This window comes from Aeromonas genomosp. paramedia, assembly GCF_023093515.1.
In the GTDB taxonomy this organism is placed as follows: Bacteria; Pseudomonadota; Gammaproteobacteria; order Enterobacterales; family Aeromonadaceae; genus Aeromonas.
In genome coordinates this window covers 79245-100050 of the sequence record NZ_JAAROG010000028.1, presented here as the reverse complement: position 1 = coordinate 100050, position 20806 = coordinate 79245, and the positions used below count along the sequence as shown (strand labels likewise).

Annotated in this window: 18 protein-coding genes; 8 read left to right on the top strand and 10 right to left on the bottom strand. The window is 64.3% G+C overall.

Translation table 11 applies throughout. The features are described 5' to 3' along the window. Positions 1 to 3: 3 nt before the first annotated feature. Positions 4 to 1407 (top strand): peptidoglycan DD-metalloendopeptidase family protein, encoded by a 1404-nt coding sequence (locus HB860_RS19870; protein WP_247627716.1) that lies wholly within the window; start codon positions 4 to 6, stop codon positions 1405 to 1407. Positions 1408 to 1524: 117 nt separating this feature from the next. Here HB860_RS19870 and HB860_RS19865 read toward each other — a convergent pair whose 3' ends face one another. Beyond that, entirely contained in the window at positions 1525 to 2175 is a 651-nt protein-coding gene (locus HB860_RS19865) for a Qnr family pentapeptide repeat protein (protein WP_247627715.1), read from the bottom strand. A gap of 89 nt (positions 2176 to 2264) precedes the next feature. Here HB860_RS19865 and HB860_RS19860 point away from each other — a divergent pair, with 89 nt between their 5' ends. After that, positions 2265 to 3272 (top strand): substrate-binding domain-containing protein, encoded by a 1008-nt coding sequence (locus tag HB860_RS19860; RefSeq protein ID WP_247627714.1) that lies wholly within the window; start codon positions 2265 to 2267, stop codon positions 3270 to 3272. A 125-nt stretch (positions 3273 to 3397) separates the two neighbouring features. Next, positions 3398 to 3787 (top strand): nuclear transport factor 2 family protein, encoded by a 390-nt coding sequence (locus HB860_RS19855; RefSeq protein WP_247627713.1) that lies wholly within the window; start codon positions 3398 to 3400, stop codon positions 3785 to 3787. On the opposite strand, the gene HB860_RS19850 is transcribed toward HB860_RS19855, so the two are convergent. From HB860_RS19850 to HB860_RS19835, 4 genes are all read right to left on the bottom strand, one after another. After that, positions 3776 to 4468, bottom strand: coding sequence for a helix-turn-helix domain-containing protein (locus HB860_RS19850; RefSeq protein ID WP_247627712.1), 693 nt, complete (start codon positions 4466 to 4468; stop codon positions 3776 to 3778). The two genes, HB860_RS19855 and HB860_RS19850, sit on opposite strands and share 12 nt — an antisense overlap. A gap of 141 nt (positions 4469 to 4609) precedes the next feature. Next, positions 4610 to 5251 carry a bifunctional 4-hydroxy-2-oxoglutarate aldolase/2-dehydro-3-deoxy-phosphogluconate aldolase gene (locus HB860_RS19845; protein ID WP_247627711.1) on the bottom strand — a complete coding sequence of 214 codons (642 nt, stop codon included), beginning with the start codon at positions 5249 to 5251 and terminating at the stop codon, positions 4610 to 4612. A gap of 9 nt (positions 5252 to 5260) precedes the next feature. Beyond that, complete coding sequence (gene edd, locus HB860_RS19840) at positions 5261 to 7057, bottom strand: phosphogluconate dehydratase (RefSeq protein ID WP_247627710.1); 1797 nt, start codon at positions 7055 to 7057, stop codon at positions 5261 to 5263. A 61-nt stretch (positions 7058 to 7118) separates the two neighbouring features. Then, positions 7119 to 7628 (bottom strand): gluconokinase, encoded by a 510-nt coding sequence (locus HB860_RS19835; RefSeq protein WP_005328545.1) that lies wholly within the window; start codon positions 7626 to 7628, stop codon positions 7119 to 7121. A gap of 164 nt (positions 7629 to 7792) precedes the next feature. On the opposite strand from HB860_RS19835, the gene HB860_RS19830 reads away from it, so the two are divergent. The 4 genes from HB860_RS19830 to HB860_RS19815 all read left to right on the top strand — a co-directional run bounded on the left by HB860_RS19830 (position 7793) and on the right by HB860_RS19815 (position 15117). Further along, a complete protein-coding gene (locus HB860_RS19830) occupies positions 7793 to 9154 on the top strand; it encodes a GntP family permease (protein ID WP_236661794.1) in 1362 nt (453 codons plus the stop codon). A 153-nt stretch (positions 9155 to 9307) separates the two neighbouring features. Further along, positions 9308 to 10657, top strand: coding sequence for a CDP-diacylglycerol--serine O-phosphatidyltransferase (gene pssA, locus HB860_RS19825; protein ID WP_162519253.1), 1350 nt, complete (start codon positions 9308 to 9310; stop codon positions 10655 to 10657). A 177-nt stretch (positions 10658 to 10834) separates the two neighbouring features. Continuing rightward, positions 10835 to 12904 carry an ATP-dependent DNA helicase RecG gene (gene recG / locus HB860_RS19820; RefSeq protein ID WP_247627709.1) on the top strand — a complete coding sequence of 690 codons (2070 nt, stop codon included), beginning with the start codon at positions 10835 to 10837 and terminating at the stop codon, positions 12902 to 12904. A 143-nt stretch (positions 12905 to 13047) separates the two neighbouring features. Next, entirely contained in the window at positions 13048 to 15117 is a 2070-nt protein-coding gene (locus tag HB860_RS19815; protein WP_247627708.1) for an AsmA-like C-terminal region-containing protein, read from the top strand. 53 nt (positions 15118 to 15170) lie between these two features. Here the strand turns inward: HB860_RS19815 and HB860_RS19810 are convergent, their stop codons facing one another. Next, positions 15171 to 16079, bottom strand: coding sequence for a bifunctional GNAT family N-acetyltransferase/hotdog fold thioesterase (locus HB860_RS19810; protein WP_247627707.1), 909 nt, complete (start codon positions 16077 to 16079; stop codon positions 15171 to 15173). Positions 16080 to 16252: 173 nt separating this feature from the next. Between HB860_RS19810 and HB860_RS19805 the strand changes: the two genes are divergently transcribed. After that, entirely contained in the window at positions 16253 to 16909 is a 657-nt protein-coding gene (locus HB860_RS19805) for a spermidine synthase (protein WP_247627706.1), read from the top strand. Between the two features lie 27 nt (positions 16910 to 16936). On the opposite strand, the gene dtd is transcribed toward HB860_RS19805, so the two are convergent. From dtd to typA, 4 genes are all read right to left on the bottom strand, one after another. Then, positions 16937 to 17374: a D-aminoacyl-tRNA deacylase gene (gene dtd / locus HB860_RS19800; RefSeq protein ID WP_247627705.1), complete on the bottom strand. Its 438-nt coding sequence runs from the start codon at positions 17372 to 17374 to the stop codon at positions 16937 to 16939. 75 nt (positions 17375 to 17449) lie between these two features. Then, complete coding sequence (locus HB860_RS19795) at positions 17450 to 17581, bottom strand: ribonuclease BN (RefSeq protein WP_432612687.1); 132 nt, start codon at positions 17579 to 17581, stop codon at positions 17450 to 17452. A gap of 12 nt (positions 17582 to 17593) precedes the next feature. Then, entirely contained in the window at positions 17594 to 18466 is an 873-nt protein-coding gene (locus HB860_RS19790) for a virulence factor BrkB family protein (RefSeq protein WP_247627704.1), read from the bottom strand. Between the two features lie 303 nt (positions 18467 to 18769). Further along, on the bottom strand, positions 18770 to 20581 hold the full coding sequence (gene typA, locus HB860_RS19785) for a translational GTPase TypA (RefSeq protein ID WP_139437664.1): 1812 nt from the start codon (positions 20579 to 20581) through the stop codon (positions 18770 to 18772). Between the last annotated feature and the right edge of the window lie 225 nt (positions 20582 to 20806).

Below are 20806 nucleotides of genomic sequence, written 5' to 3'. Positions count from 1 at the left end.
CCCATGCGGGGATGCGAAGTTATTTCACAGAAAACCAGTCGCGTCGGCCTGTTGGCCGGCGCGCTGTTTTTTTGCCTGGTCGGCGGTGCAGGCACGGCCCAGGCTGCGAACCAGCAGCTGGGGGCCATGCAGTCCGAGATCAAGGAACAGCAGAAGACCCTCAAGCTCAGCAAGCAGGAGCTTGCCAAGCTCAACACCCAGCTCAAGGCTGACGAGCAGGCCATCTCGGCCGCCGCCGCCAAACTGGATCAGACCAGACTGCAACTGAAGCAGAACCAGCAGAAGCTGATCGAGCTGCAGCAGGACAAGCTGGCGCTGGAACAACAAGCGAAACACCAGAAACAGTTGCTGGCCAAGCAGGCGGAAAGCGCCTTCCAGGCGGGCAACCACGACTACCTCAAGCTGCTGCTCAACCAGCAGGATCCGGCCAAGCTGAGCCGCTCTCTCGATTACTACGACTATCTCAACAAGGCCCGTATCGAGGCCATAGACGCCCTGCGCGCCACCCGCAACAAGCTGGCGAAAAACCAGCTGGCCACCAAAGAGACCGAGACCAGGCTGCAGACCCTGCTCGGCGAACAGCAGCAGCATCACCAGAGCCTGCTGGCCAGCCAGCAGAGCCGGGCCACCGTGCGCAACCAGTTGCAGCAGTCGGTGCAAAACGACGAGCAGAAGCTCACCAAGCTGGTCAAGGCGGAGAAGGCCCTGAAGGCCCGGCTGGAAGAGCTGCGCCGCCAGCGGGAAGAGCAGGAACGCCGCGAACGGGCCGAGCGGGAGCGCCTCGCCAAGATCAAGGCCGAGCAGGAGCGCCAGCGCCGCCTGGAGGCCCAGCGCCTGGCCGCGGAGCAGAAGCGGATTGCCGAGCAGCAACGGATCGCGGCCCAGCAGCGCCAGGCCGGCGAGCAGCAAAGGCTCGCCGCCGAGCAGCAGAGAGTCACCGAACAGCAGAACCGGGTGGCGAAGCAGCAAGCCGCCGCGCGCAGCAGCGCCAAGGCGAGCAGCAACGGCTACGGCGGTCTGAGCACGGGTGGCAACCTGCGCTGGCCGGTGCAGGGCCCCATCCTTATCTCCTACGGCTCGCCGCGCACCGCCGAGCTCAAGTGGAAGGGCACCCTGATAGGCGCAAGCGAGGGAACCCAGGTCAAGGCGGTGGCACCGGGCCAGGTGGTCTATGCGGACTGGCTGGACGGCTTCGGCATGCTGCTGGTGATCGACCATGGCCGCGGCTACATGAGCCTCTACGGCCACAACCAGTCGCTGCTGCGTCAGGTGGGGCAGAAGGTGGAGCAGGGCGAACCCGTGGCCCTGGTCGGCGACAGCGGCGGACAGGAGCGCTCCGGCCTCTACTTCGAGATCCGCTATCAGGGCGAGGCGATCAACCCGACCAAGTGGCTGGCCAGACGCTGAGCCAGCGCCCCCTCATCCCCAGCCCTTCTCCCGCGAGGGGAGAAGGGAGCGAATGGCGGCATACCCTCAGGTCAACAGCTCCCCCATTGATGAAAATTTACCTCTTTTCCACCCCGCTCAGGGGAAGACCACCAGCCCTATCTGTTCCAGCAGCCCCTGCTGCTGCTCCTCGTTTATCTGCACGCCGTCCAGGTTGACCCGGCGCAGATCCAGCCCGGGCAGATCGCACTGACGCAGATCGCAGCCCTGCAGGTTGAAGCTGGTCCAGTCGATCTGGCCAAACTCGGAGCCGCTGAGATCGGATCCCGCCAATGAAGCTCCCAGCAGGCTGGCCCCCTGCCAGCGGTTGCCGCCGAGCTCGCACTTCTCCAGCAGGCAGCCGTCGAAGTTGGCGTAGCTGAAGTTGTTGCCGGTCAGATGGGCCTCGCAGAAGTAGCTCTTGACGGTGATCTGGTTGGCAAAGCTGGCGTGGGCGAAGTTGATGCCCATGGCCTGGCAGTCGCGCATCTCCAGCCCCAGGCACTGGCTGCGGCTGAGGTCAGCCAGGGTGAGATCGCAGCGCAGGAAGCTCGCCTCCCGCAAATCGCAGCCCTGAAACTGGCAGCCGAGCTCGCGCTCCCGCTCGTAGAAGCTGCAGTCGACGAAGCGGCTCTCCCCCAGATCCAGCCAGGAGAAGTTGCAGTCGATAAAACGGCAACCCTCGAACTGCTGCTCGGCCACCTCCTGCTGCTCGAACCTTTTCCCCTCGAAGCACTTGCCCTTGATCATCCCCAGCCTCTCCTGTGATGGCGTCATATGCTGACTTTGTTGCGCGAAAACGGTAATGTTACCTGTAACATTCTTTGCCGGACCCCGAGATGAACGACACCCGCAAGCGCCGCCCCACCCTGCAGGACATCGCCGACCTGACCGGGGTCACCAAGATGACCGTCAGCCGCTACCTGCGTGACCCGTCCGCCGTGGCCGAAGGCACCCGTGAGCGGATCGCTACGGCGGTGGAGGAGCTCGGCTACATCCCGAACCGGGCGCCGGACATGCTCTCCAACGCCACCAGCAAGGCGATCGGCATACTGATCCCCTCCCTCTCCAACCAGGTCTTCTCGGCGGTGATCCACGGCATAGAGGCGGTGACCCGGCCCGCCGGCTACCAGACCCTGCTCGCCCACTATGGCTACAGCCCGGAGCGGGAGGAGGAGCAGGTCGCCTCCCTGCTCTCCTACAACGTGGATGGTCTCATCCTCGCCGATACCCAGCACACGGATCGCACCCGCAAGATGATCGCCACCGCCGGCATTCCGGTGGTGGAGACCATGGACTTGCCGCTCTCCCCCATCGACATGGTGGTGGGCATGGATCACCGGGCCGCCGCCCGGGCCATGGTAACAGAGATGCTGCGCCGGGGACGGCGCAAGGTGGTCTACCTGGGGGCGCGCCTCGATGTGCGTACCCAGCTGCGGATGGAGGGCTACTACCAGGCGATGGCGGACTTCGGCCTGGATGGCCAGCACCTGCTGACCGAGCAGTCCTCCAGCTTCACCCTGGGTGGCCAACTGCTGGAGCAGGCCATGGCCCGCTACCCCGATCTGGACGGCCTGTTCTGCACCAACGACGACGTGGCGGTCGGTGCCCTGCTGCAGTGCCAGGCCAGGTGGATACCCGTGCCCCAGCAGATCGCCATCGCCGGCTGCAACGCCCTCGACATCGGTCACGCCATGACCCCCAAGCTCGCCAGCATCAGCACCCCGCGCGAGGCCATCGGCCGCGAGGCGGCCGCCATGCTGCTGGCCAGGCTCAATGGGCAACCCCAGGCCGAGCACCGCAAGGACATGGGCTTCTCCCTCTATGAGGGGGAGAGCCTGGGCTGATCCCGCCCCTTCATCCCCCGGCGCCACCTTGGCGCCTGTGACCGCCATGATGGCGCGTCCTCCCGGGATCCTCCCTGCTCACTGACTTATGCTGGCGCAGCTTGTCCCACATTCAGGAGCAGAAGATGAACCACACCGAAAGATTGAAGACCTGCCTGCAGCGCGTCATCTGCGATCCCGGCTTCCCCCTGGCCGAGCTCGACGCCTGGTTCAGCCCGGACTACTGCCAGCAGGTGAATGGCGAGACCCTCGACTACGCCGCCTTTCGCCAGCATATCGCCGCCTTGAGAAGCCATCTGGCCGAGGCCACCATCGAGTTTGTCGCCACCCTGGAGCTGGGGGAGCGGGTCCACTCCACCCACCTGGTTCGAGCCACCCGCCAGGATGGCGGCACCCTGGCCTGCAAGGTGAGCGGCCTCTTCACCTTTCGCGAGGGCCGGCTCTGTCACACCGAGGAGGTCACCTGCCTGCTGGCGGGGGACAAGGAGGACGCAGACATAGGCTCACGGCGCTGAGCCGCGGCCCATCACCCGCGCCAGGGCCGCCGAGAAGGCGTCGGGATCCTCATAGCCGAGGATCCCGGCAATCTCGGCAGGCGCCATCCCCTGGTGCTGCAACTGACGGGCCCGCCCCATCAGCACCCGCTCCCGCCACTGGCGAAAACTGCACCCCAGCTGCCGGACAAAGAGGCGATTGAGGGTGCGCACCGAGGCGCCGCAATCGACCGCCAGTGCCTCCAGCGTCACCTTGACGGAGGGGGCCTGACACAGCCTCTCCAGTACCCGCAGCAGGCGCGGATCCAGATCCGCGGCCAGGGGGATCTGCCCCGCGAGCGGAGCGGCGAGTCCCAGCTCGTGGCGCAGCACCTTCAGATAGGCATCCCGCGTCTCCCCCTCTTCCAGCTCGGGCAGACGGGCAAAGAGGCCCGCCAGCATGGGGCTCACCTGCAACTGGCTGAAAGTGGTAGATGCCGATTGCGGGGTGTAGAGCAGCGAGAGCCGGGAGTGGCGCAGCACGCGAAACTCGTGTGCCCAGCCGGCGGGGATCAGGCAGAGCTGGCCGGCCACCAGCAAGCCGCCGCCGTCGTGACCAGTGATGACGCCGCCGCCCTGGTGCAGGTAGCAATACTGGGCCTGGGAGTGGCTGTGCAGGGCGGTGAGGTGCCCTAGCGGGTAGGCGTGATGAAGAAAGCTCATAAGGGGCGGCAGAGTGGAGGACAGGCCCCCGACCTTAAGCCAGCCGGCGGCTCAGTGTAAATGGCCTTCCTGCCTCCCGGAGGCGGAAAAACAACAGGCCACCCAAGGGTGGCCTGTTCAATTTATCTAAACGATGTTCGCTTAGCGTTTAACCATTTCAACCGCTTCCCGGGAGAGGCGGGTCACCTCTTCCCAATTGCCGCTCTTGACCGCATCGGCTGGCAGCATCCAGGAGCCGCCGACCGTGGCCACACACTTGAGCGCCAGATAGTCGGCCACGTTCTTCGGGCCTATGCCGCCGGTGGGGCAGAACCGTACCTGGGGCAGGGGGGCGGCGATGGCGGAGAGCGCCTTGGTGCCGCCGTTCGCCTCGGCCGGGAAGAACTTCAGGTGGTCGTAGCCCGCTTCCAGCGCCTGCATCACCTCGGACGGCGTCGCCACCCCCGGGATCAGCGGCGCCGTGCTCTTGGCCGCGTGGGCCAGCAGGGCCGGGGTCATCCCCGGGGAGATGACGAAGCGGGCACCGGCGGCCACGGCGGCGTCAAACTGCCCACAGTTGAGCACGGTACCGGCACCGACCATGGCATCCGGCATCGCCTTGGCGATCAGGGCGATGGCATCGAGGGCCACCGGGGTGCGCAGGGTGATCTCGAACACAGAGATGCCGCCATCGAGCAGGGCCTTGGCCATCGGCAGGGCCTGCTCCAGGTCGTTGATGACCATCACGGGCACCAGGGGGGAGGCGGCAAACACCTCGGCAGGGGTCACTTTCCAGTTCTGCATAGCTCTTCCTCAGTCAAAGATGGTGGCGCCGCACTCGGCGCTCGATACCGCGCGACGCATCACGCTGAACAGTTCACGGCCCCACCCCTCTTGTTCCAGAGTGAGGTCGATCTCGGCCTGGGTGCGGCCGCTCAAATCGGTCAGGCAGTCGAGGCTGCCGGTCACCGCGTCCACCCGCAGCAGATCGCCATCGGCAAGCAGGCCTATGGCCCCGCCGTGCAGCGCTTCCGGGGTGACGTGGATGGCGGCCGGGATCTTGCCGGAGGCGCCGGAGAGACGACCGTCGGTAACCAGGGCCACCTTGTGACCCGCCTTCTGCAGGTTGCCGAGCACCGGCATCAGCTTGTGCAGCTCCGGCATGCCGTTGGCCGCCGGACCATTGTGGCGCACCACGATGACGGCGTCCTGGTTCAGCTCACCGGCCTTGTAGGCCGCCTCCACCGCGTGCTGGGAGGAGAAGACCCGGGCCGGCGCTTCAATCACCCGGTATTCGGGGGCGACCGCCGAGACCTTGACCACGGCGCGGCCCAGGTTGCCACTGAGCAGCTTGGTGCCGCCGGTGGCCTGGAACACGCTGCCAGCGACGGACAACACGCTCGGATCCGTGCTCTCCCCCACCGGCTGCCACACCAGCTTGCCATCCACCAACGCGGGGCGGCTGAGGTAATCCTGCATCTCGCCAAACACCGGGGTGGCATCCAGGTGGATCAGGTCCGCCTCCGCCAGCCGGCGCATCAGGCCGGGCACGGCCCCCGCCTGCTCGAAGGCGTTCACGTCCGCCGGGCCGTTCGGGTACATGCGCACCAAGAGCGGCACCACGTCGGAGAGGTCGCTCAAGTCGTCCCAGGTCAGCTCCAGGCCGGCGGCGCGGGCCAGCGCCACCATGTGGATGCTGTGGTTGGTGCTGCCGCCGGAGGCGAGCAGGGCCACCAGGCCATTGACCAGGGCGCGCTCGTCCAGCACCTGGCTCAGGGGGCGGTAGGCCGGGGAGCCCGGGATCATGGCGCTGATGCGACGGGCCGCCTCCTCGGTGAGGGCGTGGCGCAGCTCGCTGTGGGGGTGGACGAAGGCGGAGCCCGGCAGCATCAACCCCATGGCCTCGAACACCAGCTGGTTGGTGTTGGCGGTGCCGTAGAAGGTGCAGGTGCCGGCCGAATGGTAGGCGCCGCACTCCATCTTGAGCAGGGCATCGCGGCCCACTTCGCCCGCGGCGTACTGCTGGCGCACCTTCACCTTCTCGTCGTTGCCTATGCCGCTCGCCATGGGGCCGGCGGGCACGAAGGCGGTGGGCAGGTGAGCATGGGAGAGGGCCCCCATGATCTGGCCCGGGGCTATCTTGTCACAGATGCCGAGCAGCAGGGTGGCGTCGAAGGTGTTGTGGGAGAGGGAGACCGCGGTGGCCTGGGCGATGAGATCCCGGGAGAAGAGGGACATGTCCATCCCCGGCTGGCCCTGGGTCACGCCGTCGCACATGGCGGGCACGCCGCCGGCGACCTGGGCGCTGTGGCCGAGTCCGGCCAGCGCTCCCTTGATGATATCCGGGTAGCCCTGATAGGGCTGATGGGCGCTCAGCATGTCGTTGTAGGCGGTGACTATGGCCACGTTGGCGCGGGTCATGTCGAGGATGCGCCCCTTGTCGTCACAGCTGGAGGCGGCCACGGCGTGGGCCAGGTTGCCGCAGGAGAGGGAGGCGCGGGTCTTGCCCTGCTCGGCCTGGCGCTGGATGCGGGCCAGGAAGGCCTGACGGCGGGCGACACTACGCTCGCGGATGCGGTTGGTCACCTCGGTGATCACGGGATGGGTCATAGGATTGTCTCCAACACGGAAATACGGGCGCGATCGACCGGGGCCGGGCGCGCGAAATGGCTCATTGCACCTGCGCCAGGGCGGTGACGGCGCGGTCGACCACCTGCTCGAAGGTGCCGTCTATGTCGACGCGAAACACACCGGCCTCGCCATCCGGCCGCTCCAGGGTCTCAAACTGACTCTTTACCATGCCTTCCCGCATGAAGTGGCCCTGCCGTGCCCGCATCCGGTCGAGAATGAGGGACTGGCTGCCGTCCAGAAACAGGAAGTGCACCGACTCGTTGCCCTCGCGGATCTGATCGCGGTACTGCTTCTTGAGGGCCGAGCAGACGATGACGCCGAGCTCGTTCTTCTGCTCCAGGCTGTAGGCCGCATCGCGGATCCGCTCCAGCCAGGGCGCCCGGTCTTCGTCGTTGAGAGGGTTGCCGCCCGCCATCTTCTGGATGTTGGCGCGGGGGTGCAGATCATCACCGTCGATGAACTTGGCGCCCAGGGCGCTGGCCACCTTGAGGCCTATGCTGGACTTGCCACTGCCACACACACCCATCACGATAATGCTCTTGCCCGCCATTATTTGACCTCTCTCTCACTTTTCAAAAAACGTTTACCTGATGGGTTCTAAGTTAGCACGTTACCGGTAACATGTTACCGGTAACGTTGCGCAATGTGAAGTGGAGCACAGAAATGTGCAGAACAACTACTAGAACCATTTGAGGACATTTTATGGACGGAGCGATGAACACACCCGATGTCGCCTACCTGCTCTCGGTAGCCGCTGGCGCTATCGTCATGCTGCTGGTGCTGATCATGCGATTCAAGGTACATGCCTTCGTGGCATTGACCCTGGTCAGCATGCTGACAGCCCTGGCCACCGGGGTCACCTATGACCAGGTGATCCCCACCATGCTGACCGGTTTCGGCGGCACCCTGGCCTCGGTCGCGCTGCTGGTCGGCCTGGGGGCCATGATAGGCAGGATCCTGGAGATGACGGGGGGCGCCAAGGTGCTTGCCGACACCCTGATCAACCGCTTCGGCTCCCACCGCGCCCCCTTCGCGCTGGGGATCGCCTCCCTGCTGTTCGGCTTCCCTATCTTCTTCGATGCCGGCCTCATCGTCATGCTGCCCATCATCTTCAGCGTGGCCAAGCAGTTCGGCGGCTCAGTCCTCAAATATGCCCTGCCCTCCGCCGGTGCCTTCGCGGTGATGCACGCCTTCCTGCCGCCGCACCCGGGCCCGGTGGCCGCCAGCGAACTGCTGGGTGCCAACATAGGGCTGCTCACCGTCGTGGGTCTGCTGGTCGCGCTGCCGACCTGGTATCTGGGTGCCTATCTGTTCGGGCTCTGGTCCGGCAAGAAGTTTGAGCTGCCCCTGCCCCCGAGCTTCACCGAGACCGCAGAGCGACTCTCCGACAAGGCGCCGAGCTTTGGCCAGGTGATCTCCATCCTGCTGCTGCCGCTGGTGCTCATCTTCATGGATACCGGCCTCAATACCCTGGGCGTCATGGGTGTCATCGACAAGGGTGCGGACTGGGTCAACGTGCTGCGCATGGTCGGCAAGACCCCGGTGGCCCTGCTCATCACTGTGCTCTATGCCCTCTGGCTGTTCCGTCAGACCCAGGGCAAGGTGCAGCTCGAGAAGTTCTGCAACGACGCCCTGGCCCCGGTCTGCGCCGTCATTCTGGTGACGGGTGCCGGTGGCATGTTCGGCGGCGTGCTGCGTGCCAGCGGCATCGGCACGGCCCTGGCCGACGTGCTCTCCGACACCGGCATGCCGGTGATCCTGGCCGCCTTCCTGGTCTCCACCGCCCTGCGAGTGGCCCAGGGGTCTGCCACAGTAGCCCTGACCACCACGGCCGCCCTGATGGCGCCGACGGTCGCGGCCACGGCCGGGCTGAGTGATCTGGACCTGACCTTCATCGTCATCGCCATCGCCGGTGGGGCGACCGTGCTCTCCCACTTCAACGACTCCGGTTTCTGGCTGGTCAGCCGCTTCCTCAACATGGACGAGAAGACCACCCTCAAGACCTGGACCGTGATGGAGACACTGCTCGGTACCATCGCCTTCCTCATCGTTGCCATGGCAAGCATCGTCTTCTAACTCCCCCATATCGGGGCCCCATCCGGCGGCCCCGATATGGCGTTCCATCGACATTTTTACGGATTCTTGCTTGGGCCCGTCGCCACAGATTGCTAGAATTGCCTATTCATCGCCCCGAGTGGAACGCTTCATCCCGTGATTTCAGGCTTCTCTATGCATTCATCGGCACATTATCGACAGTTGCTGGCACGTTTACCCCAGATCGCGGTTGCCGCAGATCAGTTTCAGGTACTCAACAGCGCCAAGGATTTCAAGAGCCGTATCCTCTCGCTCATCGCGGGCGCGACCCAGCGTATCTATCTGATCGCCCTCTACCTGCAGGATGACGAGGCGGGACGGGAGATCCTCTCCGCCCTCTACGCCGCCAAGCAGCGCAACCCCGCCCTCGACATCAAGGTCTTCGTCGACTTCCACCGTGCCCAGCGCGGCCTGATCGGCAAGGGCAAGCAGGGGGGCAACCACCTGATGTATCAGACCATGGCCGCCCGCCATGAACACCAGATCGAGATCTACGGCGTGCCGGTCAAGGGCCGCGAGCTGCTCGGCGTCCTGCACCTCAAGGGATTCATCTTCGACGACATCCTGCTCTACTCGGGTGCCAGCCTCAACGACATCTACCTGCACCAGCAGGAGCGCTACCGCTTCGATCGCTATCACCAGATCCACAGCCAGGCCCTGACCCGCAGCATGGTCAACTACGTGGATGACGTCTTCCTCAAGAGCGAGGCCGTGCAGCGGCTGGATCGCCCCGGCATCCCGGGTGCCAAGCAGCTCAAGGGGCAGATCCGCCGCTTCAAGCACAACCTGCGCACCAGCCAGTACCGATTCGAGAGCATACCGGCCAACAGCCAGGAGATCGCCATCACCCCCATGGTGGGCCTGGGCAAGCGCGGCAACCAGCTCAACCGGATGATCCGCAACCTGGTGCGGGCCACCGAACGGGAGATCTTCATCTGCACCCCTTACTTCAACCCCCCCAAGGAGTTGAACAAGGACGTGGAAGCCCTGCTCAAGCGCGGCTGCAAGGTGACCATAGTGGTGGGCGACAAGACAGCCAACGACTTCTTCATCCCGCCGGAGGAGAAATTCTCCACCATAGGCGGCCTGCCCTATCTCTACGAGACCAACCTGCGCAAGTTTGCCGAGCGCAACCAGCACCACATCGACAGCGGCCGTCTCAACCTGATGCTCTGGTGCTGCGACAAGAACTCCTATCACCTCAAGGGGATCTTCGTGGATCAGGAGTGGGCCCTGCTCACCGGCAACAACCTCAATCCCCGCGCCTGGGCGCTGGATCTGGAGAACGGCCTGCTGGTCCATGACCGCCACCACCATCTGCGCGAGCGCTTCCAGGAGGAGCGTGACTGCATCCTGGCCCACACCCGTCGCATCAGCCACTTCGATCAGATCGAGCAGATCAAGGATTACCCCGAGCAGGTGCGCAAGCTGCTTGCCAGGATCCACAGGGTCAGGGCCCATATCCTGCTCAAGCGGATCATCTAAGCCCTGTCCACCTCCCCTCTCTGCCCCTCCAAAGGCCTCCCGTGTTCGGCAGGCCTTTGTCGTATGCGCCCTCTCGCCCCGCCCGGGGAGCCCCTGCCGCTGCAACGCGGCTTGCATCGAGACAGCAACAACCCCTATCATCTGGACATATTTACAGTGTTTTCGGGCATCTAATTGATGAAATTGGATAAAATTCCTCTCGATAGCCTCAAGGGCGTCGGCAGCAAGATGCTGGAGAAGCTCGAGCGGCTGGGGCTGGCCACGGTACAGGATCTGCTGTTCCACCTCCCCCTGCGCTACGAGGACCGCACCCAGGTGTGGCCCATCGGCGATCTGCCCCCCGGGCTGCACGGCGCCGTCGAGGGCGAAATCCAGGACACCCAGCTGGTCATGGGGCGCCGCCGCATGCTGGTGTGCCGCATCAGCGACGGCACCGGCAGCCTGACCCTGCGTTTCTTCAATTTCACCGCCGCCCAGAAAAACAGCCTGGCCCAGGGTCGCCTGATCCGCTGCTTCGGCGAGGCCCGTCCCGGCAAGTACGGCCTGGAGATGGCCCACCCCGAGTACAAGCTGCTCGGCGAGGAGCAGGCCGGCCAGACCGAAGAGGCGCTCACCCCCGTCTACCCGACCACCGAAGGCTTGCGCCAGCTCAGCCTGCGCAGCCTCACGGATCAGGCACTGGCCCAGCTCGACCTCTATGGTGTCGAGGAGCTGATGCCCGCCGGTCTCTACCCCCAGCAGATCGATCTGGCCGCCGCCCTGCGTCTGCTCCACCGCCCGCCCCCCTCGGTGGCGCTGGCCCTGCTGGAGAGCGGCCAGCATCCGGCCCAGCAGCGACTGGTGCTGGAAGAGTTGCTGGCCCACAACCTCTCCGTCCTCAAGGTCCGCGCCCAGGCACAGACCCAGCTGGCCCGCACCCTCAAGCCGGCACCTGCCCTGGTGGAAAAGCTGCTAAGCGCCCTGCCCTTCACCCCCACCGGCGCCCAGAACCGGGTGGTGGCGGAGATAAGCCAGGATCTGCAACGCAGCCACCCCATGATGCGGCTGGTGCAGGGGGACGTGGGCTCCGGCAAGACGCTGGTGGCGGCCTTGGCGGCGCTGCAAGCCATAGGCAACGGCTGCCAGGTGGGGCTGATGGCGCCGACCGAGCTGCTGGCCGAACAGCACGCCATCAACTTCGCCCACTGGCTGGACCCCCTCGGCATCAAGGTGGGCTGGCTGGCGGGCAAGCAGAAGGGCAAGGCGCGGGAGGAGGCGCTGGCCGCCATTGCCGACGGCAGCGTCAAGATGGTGGTGGGGACCCACGCCATCTTCCAGGAGCAGGTGGTGTTCCAGCGCCTGGCCCTGGTGATCATCGACGAGCAGCACAGGTTCGGGGTGCACCAGCGCCTCGCCCTGCGCGAGAAGGGGGAGCGGGAGGGGGTGCATCCCCACCAGCTCATCATGACCGCCACCCCCATTCCCCGCACTCTGGCGATGACCGCCTATGCGGATCTCGACACCTCCGTCATCGACGAGCTGCCGCCCGGCCGTACCCCCATCACCACGGTCGCCCTGCCGGACAGCCGCCGTCAGGATGTGATCGAGCGGGTCAAACTCGCCTGCGAGGAGGGCAAGCAGGCCTACTGGGTCTGCACCCTGATCGAGGAGTCCGAGGTGCTGGAGTGCCAGGCCGCCGAAGACACGGCCGCCGAGCTGCAAGCCCGGCTGCCCGGCCTGCACATAGGCCTGGTCCATGGCCGGATGCGCCCGGTCGAGAAGCAGCGGGTGATGGAAGAGTTCAAGGCGGGCATATTGCAACTGCTGGTCGCCACCACCGTCATCGAGGTGGGGGTGGACGTGCCCAATGCCAGCCTGATGATCATCGAGAACCCGGAGCGGCTGGGGCTGGCCCAGTTGCACCAGCTGCGCGGCCGGGTCGGCCGGGGCTCGGTGGCCTCCCACTGCGTGCTGCTCTACCATGCCCCCCTCTCCAAGACGGCCCAGAGCCGGCTCGGGGTGCTGCGGGAGACCAACGACGGCTTCCTGATCGCCCAGCGCGATCTCGAGCTGCGCGGCCCGGGGGAACTGCTCGGCACCCGCCAGACCGGGTTGGCGGATCTCAAGATCGCCGATCTGGTGCGGGATCAGCCGCTTATTCCCCAGGTGCAGAAGATGGCGCGCTTCCTCATGGATAGGCATCCGAGTCATGTCGAACCCTTGATACGACGCTGGCTCGGCTTACGGGATCACTATTCCAATGCCTGATCGAGGTAGATGCAGAAGATGGGCGCATGTCCTCATGGACCGCCACCCGAGCCATGTCGAACCGCTGATCCGCCGCTGGCTCGGCCTGCGGGATCACTACTCAAACGCCTGACAACACACCCCAAAACAGGAGGAAAGCATCCATGAATTCCTGGCTACGCGCCCTGCTCTATCTGTTTGCCTTCCTGCTGCTATTCGTCTGGGTCGGCCTCGGCCTGTTCGACGCCGAGCGGGCCAAGGGCCCCATCGCCAGCTGGATCAGCCAGCAGACCGGCGTGCCTGTCACCATAGGCCGGCTGGTGTTCAACCCGCTTCACCCCTACACCCTGCTGGCGGAGCAGGTGCAATACGGGGATGCGGTGCAGCTGGAGAAGATCTATCTGGAGATAGACAACATCGACTGGCTGAACCGGGACGTGCGCATCGCCCACCTGGATCTCATCCGCCCCGTCATCAAGCTGCCGCTGCCGAACCAGCTGCCGACCCTGCCGGTGCACTCCCTCACCATCAGCGACAGCACCATAGACAACCTGAGCCTGTACAGCGAGGCCCTGACCCTGCGCGGTCTGAGCGCCACCCTGAGCGACTGGGAGCTGATCGATCCGAAACGCCAGCCCCAGGCCAACCTGACCCTGGGCATCAACCAGCTGGAGACGCCGCAACTCACCCTGGCCCGCCTCAGCCTCAAGGGGCGACTGGAGGGACAGGTGCTGAGCACGGACAAGCTGACCACCAACCTGTTCGAGGGTCTGCTGGAGACCGGCATGGTGCTGAACTGGCCGGATCGCAGCCTGCAACTGCACGCTCTCAAGGCCCGTGGCATGCGGGTCGAGCTCGGTGACATCCCCCCTGGCGAGCTCCCCCTGCGCCGCATCACCCTGGATCGGGGCCAGCTCGATCGGGTCAGCGTCAATGCCATAGAGCAGGAGCTCTCCCTCAACAACTTCAGCGGTCAGCTCACCGCCTTCGACTGGCAGGCGGGCAGCCAGCCAAGCGGCTATCTCTCCGGCACCCTGGCGGATCTCGGCCGCGGCCTGTTCCAGCTGGAAGCCATCGAGGGCAAGCTCGCCTTCTCCCCCCGGCAGCTCGAGGCCGAGCTGCAGGGCAAGGCATACGAAGGGGAGTTCAATGTCGAGCTTGCCCTCGACCCCCAACTGCAAAAGCTGACCCTCAAGGACATGGCCCTAAGCGGCATGGACATCAGCCTGCCGGAAGGGTGGTGGCAGGAGTGGCAGGGCTGGCGTCCCCAGCAGATCGAGGTGCGCAAGCTGGCCTTAGACAGGCTCAAGGTGCTCTCCTTCGACGACGCCCTGCCCCTCTCCCTGACTGGCTGGCAGCTCTATCTGAGCGATCTCAGCCTGAGGAACAACCAGCCGGGCCCGCTGCTCGGCCGTGCCCGCATCGAGAGCAAGTGGTTCGAGCTGGTGTGGGATGGCCTGAGCGCCCGCAACGGCGTGCTGGACGGGGAGCTGACCCCGAGCGCCTGGCAGCTCAACAGGCTCAGCAGCGAGCTGCCGGATGAGGGTTCTCTAAGCCTCAGCGGCCAATGGGGCAAGGTGCCCGGGCAGGAGAGCCGCCTGCAACTGCAGGGCAAGCAGCTGGATCTGGAGAAGTGGGGCGAACTGCTCCATGCCCCCGTCTCGCTGGCGGGCAAGGTGGATCTGGAGACGGATCTGCAAGCCGATCTGGCCCCGCAGCCGGAGCAGGCCCCCGGCAACTGGCGCCGCACCCTGCAGGGCAGCCTGAGCCTGGAGGCCAGGGATCCCTTCTGGGACAAGGTCGGGATAGACCCTCTGCTGGACAACTGGTTCAAGGAAGCGACCCCGCCCACCCTGACCCCCGAGACCCTGTGGCAGGCGATGCAGCAGGGGGATACCCCCTTCTACCACATCAGGCTGAAGGCCAGGGCTGAGCAGGGCAAGCTGCAGATCGAGCAGGGCGGCGCTTCCACCATCACCCACCTGCTCGGGTTGCAGGGTGGGGTCGATCTCGCCAGCGACCAGTGGCAGCTGGATCTCGGCGTGCTGAACAAGCGGCGCTGCGCCGAGCTGCTGGCGCGCTGGCGCGGCCCCCTTGAGAGCCCGACCCTTGAATGGCGCTTCCCGAGCGGGGAAGCCACTTGCGACTGGGAGACTGGCGTACGCTACCCGGCCCAGGGGCGCAGCGGCCCGCTCCGGCGACCCCAGACGCCCCCCGCCACCGCGGCGCAATGACGAACAAGGCCTCATCATGAGGCCTTGTTGCTAACGGATGCAGGACGAGGGGGTCAGTGTCCCGCCCGCTTGATGGGCAGCACCACGTACTGGCCGACAAACTCCACCGCCAGCTTGCGCCCGCTGAACAGCTGCACCCGCAGGCTGAACTTGGCGGACTCCCCGTTCTTGAGCGGCGCCAGCACGGCGGGCATCCCCTCCCGGGCGACCCTGGCCTCAGGCTCCTCGCTCACCGGTCTGTAGTATTTGATGTTGCCCTCCGCCAGCACCGTATCCCCGCCCAGACCGGCCTCCTTGAGTTGCAGCCAGATGAGGCCCCAGCCCGCCAGCACGCACTGACTGTAAATGCTGCCGGCAAACATGGTGTCGTGGACGTTGAGGTTGGCCGCCAGGTTGGCCTTGAGGTGGAAGGTCTGGCCATCGTAGTGGGTGATGTGCACCCCCATCTTCTCGCTGATGGGGATCCCCCTCGACCAGCGGGTGGTGAGATCCTGACACCACTCGGGGCGATACTGTATGGTCTGCAGCGGACTGATGGATTTGATCATCTGGCGATGGGGAATGCGGCCGAAGGAGACGGGCCCCTCGCCCACCTCGAGAAAGCCGCACCTGCGATAGAACTCCACCGCCTCCTGGCGTGCGTTCATCACCAGCCGTTTCACCTTCTCGTCCCGGGCCAGCTGTTCGAGATCCTCCACCATGCGGGCTCCCAGCCCCTGACCCCGGTACTCTGTACGAAGCGCCATAAAGCGGATCTGGGCCTCGTCACCCCCGATGAAGAGGCGGCCGACGGCGATGGGGGTGCCGTCTTCGGCCAGCATCAGCCGATGAATGGCGACGGTATCGTATTCGTCACGCTCGGAGCCCACGGGCAGATTGAAAGGCTTGCGCAGTAGTTCCCAGCGCAACTGGTAGTAGGCATCCAGCTCCGCTGGCGTTTGGGGAGTGACTACCCGATACATAAAGCGATCCTTGAGTTTGCGCCGACGGACAGATGGAAGGGCTTGCGCAACAATGCCTCCCGGCGCAGCGGGTAGCTGGCATCCAGCTCCGCTGGCGTTTGAGGGGTGACCACCCGGTACATAGCGACATCCTTGAGTTACACTGGTCGAAAGCCATCTTGCCGTGCAAATTCATGGACTTCAATCTGCAAGCGTACCAAGCCGATCACTTATTGCACCTCAGCGCCAAACCCGAACGCCGCCTCTCCATCCTGGAAAATGCCCGTCACCGCTGGCTGGAAATGGACGGCGTGGTGCAATCCGCCATGAGCCTGAGCCAACCGGAACACCTCTGCCTGCCCCATCAGCAGAGCATCGCCGAGCGGCTGCCCGCACAGGCGAGCCGGATCCTGGAGCTGGGATTGGGAGGGGGGGATCTCACCCGTCATCTGGGTGCGCGCTGGCCCGAAGCCCGCCACGACTGCGTGGATCTGGACGCCGAGATCCTCACCCTGTTCCAGCAGTTTTTCCTGCCCTCGACTGGAGGTGCGCCACGGCTGCACCACGCCGATGCACTGCACTTCCTGCTGGAGAGTCGGGAACAGTACGACCTGGTGCTGCTGGACCTGTTCAGCCAGGACGGCAATCCCCTGCTGCTGTTCCAGGCTCCCATCTATCAGGCGCTGGCCAGATGCCTGCACGGCACCCTCATCGTCAACCTGCTGCCACGGACCCATCTCGAACTGGCGCAGGCCAAAAGGCTGGCCGAGGAGTGGATCGGCCCCACCGGCGCCCACGGGGTGCCGGGCTATCGCAACGTCATACTGCACGCCATCAGCCAGGGGGCTTAACGCCCTTGGCGAGCTGTTACTGTTGGCCTACACCTGCAGCCAGAAGGTCACGGGGCCGTCGTTGAGCAGCCTGACCTTCATGTCGGCGGCAAAGCGTCCCGTCTCGGTTGGCACGCCGCTCTCCCTGGCCCGGGCAACGAAGTAGTCATAGAGCCGCTCGGCATCGCTCGGGTGGGCACCACCGGAGAAGCTGGGTCGCATCCCCTTGCCGGTATCCGCCGCCAGGGTGAACTGGGAAACCACCAGCAGACTGCCACCGACCTGGCTCACGTTGAGGTTCATCTTGCCGTTCTCATCGGAGAAGATGCGATAGCCGCTCACCTTGTGCAGCAGCTTGTCGGCCTTGGCCTCGTCATCCCCCTGCTCCACCCCGAGCAGCACCAGCAGCCCCTGCTCTATGGCCCCGGTCACCTCCCCCTCGACGGTCACGCTGGCCTCGGATACCCGTTGGATCAATGCAATCACCCGCAACTCCTTTGTCTTGTCAGAAACGCACGACCGCCCGAAGGCGGTCGTTGATGTTAGCAATAAGCGAGGGGATCAGCCCAGCTCCTCGGTACCCGGTTTCTCGTACTCCCCCAGGCAGGCGGTGGTCTCTGCTCCCAGCAAGACCACCAACCAGCTCAGGTTTACGAATGCCCAGACGAACAGAATGAATATCGGTGCCAACAATGAGTGGCTGACTCAGCCCAGCTCTTCATTGCCGGGTTTCTCGTACTCCCCCAGGCAGGCGGTGGTCTCTGCTCCCAACAAGACCACCAGCCAGCTCAGATAGACCCAGACGAACAGAATGGGGATGGTCGCCAGGGCGCCGTAGATGGCCTGATAGGAGGGGAAGTTGGTGATGTAGATGGAGAAGCCGCGCTTGGCCAGCTCGAACAGGGTGGCCGCCACCAGGGCGCCGATCAAGGCGTGGGTCAGCCGCACCTTGCAGTTGGGCACCACCGTATAGATAAGCAGGAAGCCGAACACAGAGAACAGGAACGGCAGGCTGCGCAGCACCAGGTAGCCGGCGCCAAACAGGCTGTCAGCGGCAAACAGCTTCAGCGACAGTATGTAGGAGGAGATGGCGAGGCTGGCCCCGATGAGCACGGGGCCCAGGGTCAGGATCATCCAGTACATGGCAAAGGCCTGGGCCAGCGGTCGATTCTGGGTCGAACGCCAGATGTAGTTGAGGTTCTTGTCGATGGCCGAGATCAGCATCAGCGCCACCACTATCAGGGCACCTATGCCGACCGCAGTGGTGTTGGTGGCATTGGCCACGAAGCCGTCTATGTACTCCTTGAGCATCTCGCCGGCGGTGGGCACGAAGTTGTGATAGACAAACTGTTCCATCTGCTGTTTCAGGGTCTGGAACACCGGGAAGGCCGACATCATGCCGAACACCACGGCCACCATGGGCACCAGGGAGAGCAGGGTCACATAGGCCAGGTAGCCGGCGGTGACCGTCAGCCTGTCCTGCTGGAAACGACCCCAGACAAACTGGGCGAAATGGGCACCATCGTGGCGCAAGAAGGAGACTGCGTGGGCCAGGCGGCCGCGGATTTGCTGCTGCATCTTGATTCTCGTAAGCGTCATCATGCAGATATTGTGTCAGATAGGGTGCCCATCTGACCACCCATCAGCCGGCTCACGGCCATCGCATCGACCATCCAAGAGGCAAGAGACCGCCGCGCAACCATAAAGATCGACCATGCAGGAGCAAGAGGCCGCCGCGCGACCATAAAAATCGACCATACGGGAGCAAGAGGCCGCCGCGCGACCATAAAAATCGACCATGCAGGAGCAAGAGACCGCCGCGCGACCATAAAAAAAGAGGCCATAAGGCCTCTCTTTGGTCTGTCGATAAACAGCTATCGATCAAGCACGACCGGCGCGCTTGCGATCCATCTCGGTCAGCAGTTTCTTGCGGATACGGATGGCCTTCGGCGTGATCTCGACCAGCTCATCGTTGTCGATGAACTCGAGAGCCTGCTCCAGGGTCATGCGGATCGGCGGAGTCAGCACCTGGGCTTCGTCGGTACCGGAGGCACGCATGTTGGTCAGCTGCTTGCCTTTCAGGCAGTTGACGGTCAGGTCGTTGGAGCGGGAGTGGATCCCGATCACCTGGCCTTCGTACACTTCGGTCGCGTGACCGATGAACAGACGACCACGGTCTTGCAGACCGAACAGGGCGAAGGTCAGGGCCTTGCCGGTAGCGTTGGAGATCAGCACGCCGTTCTGACGCTCACCGATGCTGCCACCCTTGTGCGGACCGTAATGGTCGAAGGTGTGGTACAGAAGGCCGGTACCTGAAGTCATGGTCAGGAACTCGGTCTGGAAGCCGATCAGGCCACGGCTCGGGATCATGAAGTCCAGACGGACACGGCCCTTGCCATCCGGGGTCATGTTGGTCATCTCGCCCTTACGCAGGCCGAGTTGCTCCATCACTGAACCCTGGTGGATCTCTTCCACGTCGACGGTAACGGTTTCGAACGGTTCTTGCAGAACGCCGTCAACGGTACGCAGGATAACTTCCGGACGGGATACCGCCAGCTCGTAACCTTCACGACGCATGTTTTCGATCAGGATGGAGAGGTGCAGTTCACCACGGCCGGAGACGCGGAACTTGTCCGGATCTTCGGTCTCTTCCACGCGCAGGGCCACGTTGTGGACCAGCTCCTGGTTCAGACGCTCCAGGATGTTGCGGGAGGTGACGAACTTGCCTTCTTTACCGGCGAACGGCGAGGTGTTGACCTGGAAGGTCATGTTCACGGTCGGCTCGTCAACGGAGAGCGGCGGCAGGGCTTCGACGGCATTGTTGTCACAGATGGTGTCGGAGATCTTCAGCTCGCCCAGACCGGTGATGGCGATGATGTCGCCCGCTTGCGCGTCGGCCACTTCGGTACGGGACAGACCCAGGTAACCCAGCACCTGACCGACCTTGCCGGTGCGGTTCTTGCCGTTGGCACCAACGATGGTGACCTGCTGGTTGGTCTTGACGCGACCACGGGTGATACGGCCGATGCCGATGACGCCCACGTAGGAGTTGTAGTCCAGCTGGGAGATCTGCATCTGGAAACCGCCTTCGGTATCCGCAGCAGGGGCTTCGACGTTGTCGACGATGGCCTGGAACAGGGGTTCCATGTTGTCGGACGGTACGTCTTGGTCCAGGGTGGCCCAACCGTTCAGTGCAGAGGCGTAAACAACCTTGAAGTCCAGTTGCTCATCGGTGGCACCCAGGTTGTCGAACAGATCGAAGACCTGATCCATTACCCAGTCAGGACGAGCACCCGGACGGTCGATCTTGTTGATGACCACGATGGGCTTCAGACCCTGGGCAAATGCCTTCTGGGTCACGAAACGGGTTTGCGGCATCGGGCCGTCAACGGCGTCAACCAGCAGCAGCACGGAGTCAACCATGGAGAGCACGCGCTCAACTTCACCACCGAAGTCGGCGTGACCCGGGGTATCCACGATGTTGATACGGTAGTCGTTCCAGCGGATCGCAGTGTTCTTGGCGAGAATGGTGATGCCACGTTCCCGTTCCAGATCATTGGAGTCCATGATCCGTTCCTGACCTTCGCTGGTGCGATCCAGAGTGCCGGATTGCTGCAGCAGCTTATCAACCAGAGTCGTTTTGCCGTGGTCAACGTGCGCAATAATCGCAATATTGCGTAAATTCTCTAACATTCTCGCCTCAAATCACCGGGTAAAATTGGGCGCTAATTGTACTCTCGCCTTTGTGATCTGCCTAGCAGAATTGCAGACCATTCGCGTACAACAGGGGATCTGGATCATGGACCCCGCGCCAAAAGCCTGCTTAGATGGCCTTGGCACGTAGGCGCACCACGATGGTGCACCAAAACGATCCAAGGTTGCACCACTTTGAGGCGCAGCCAAGCATGAAAGCGGGTG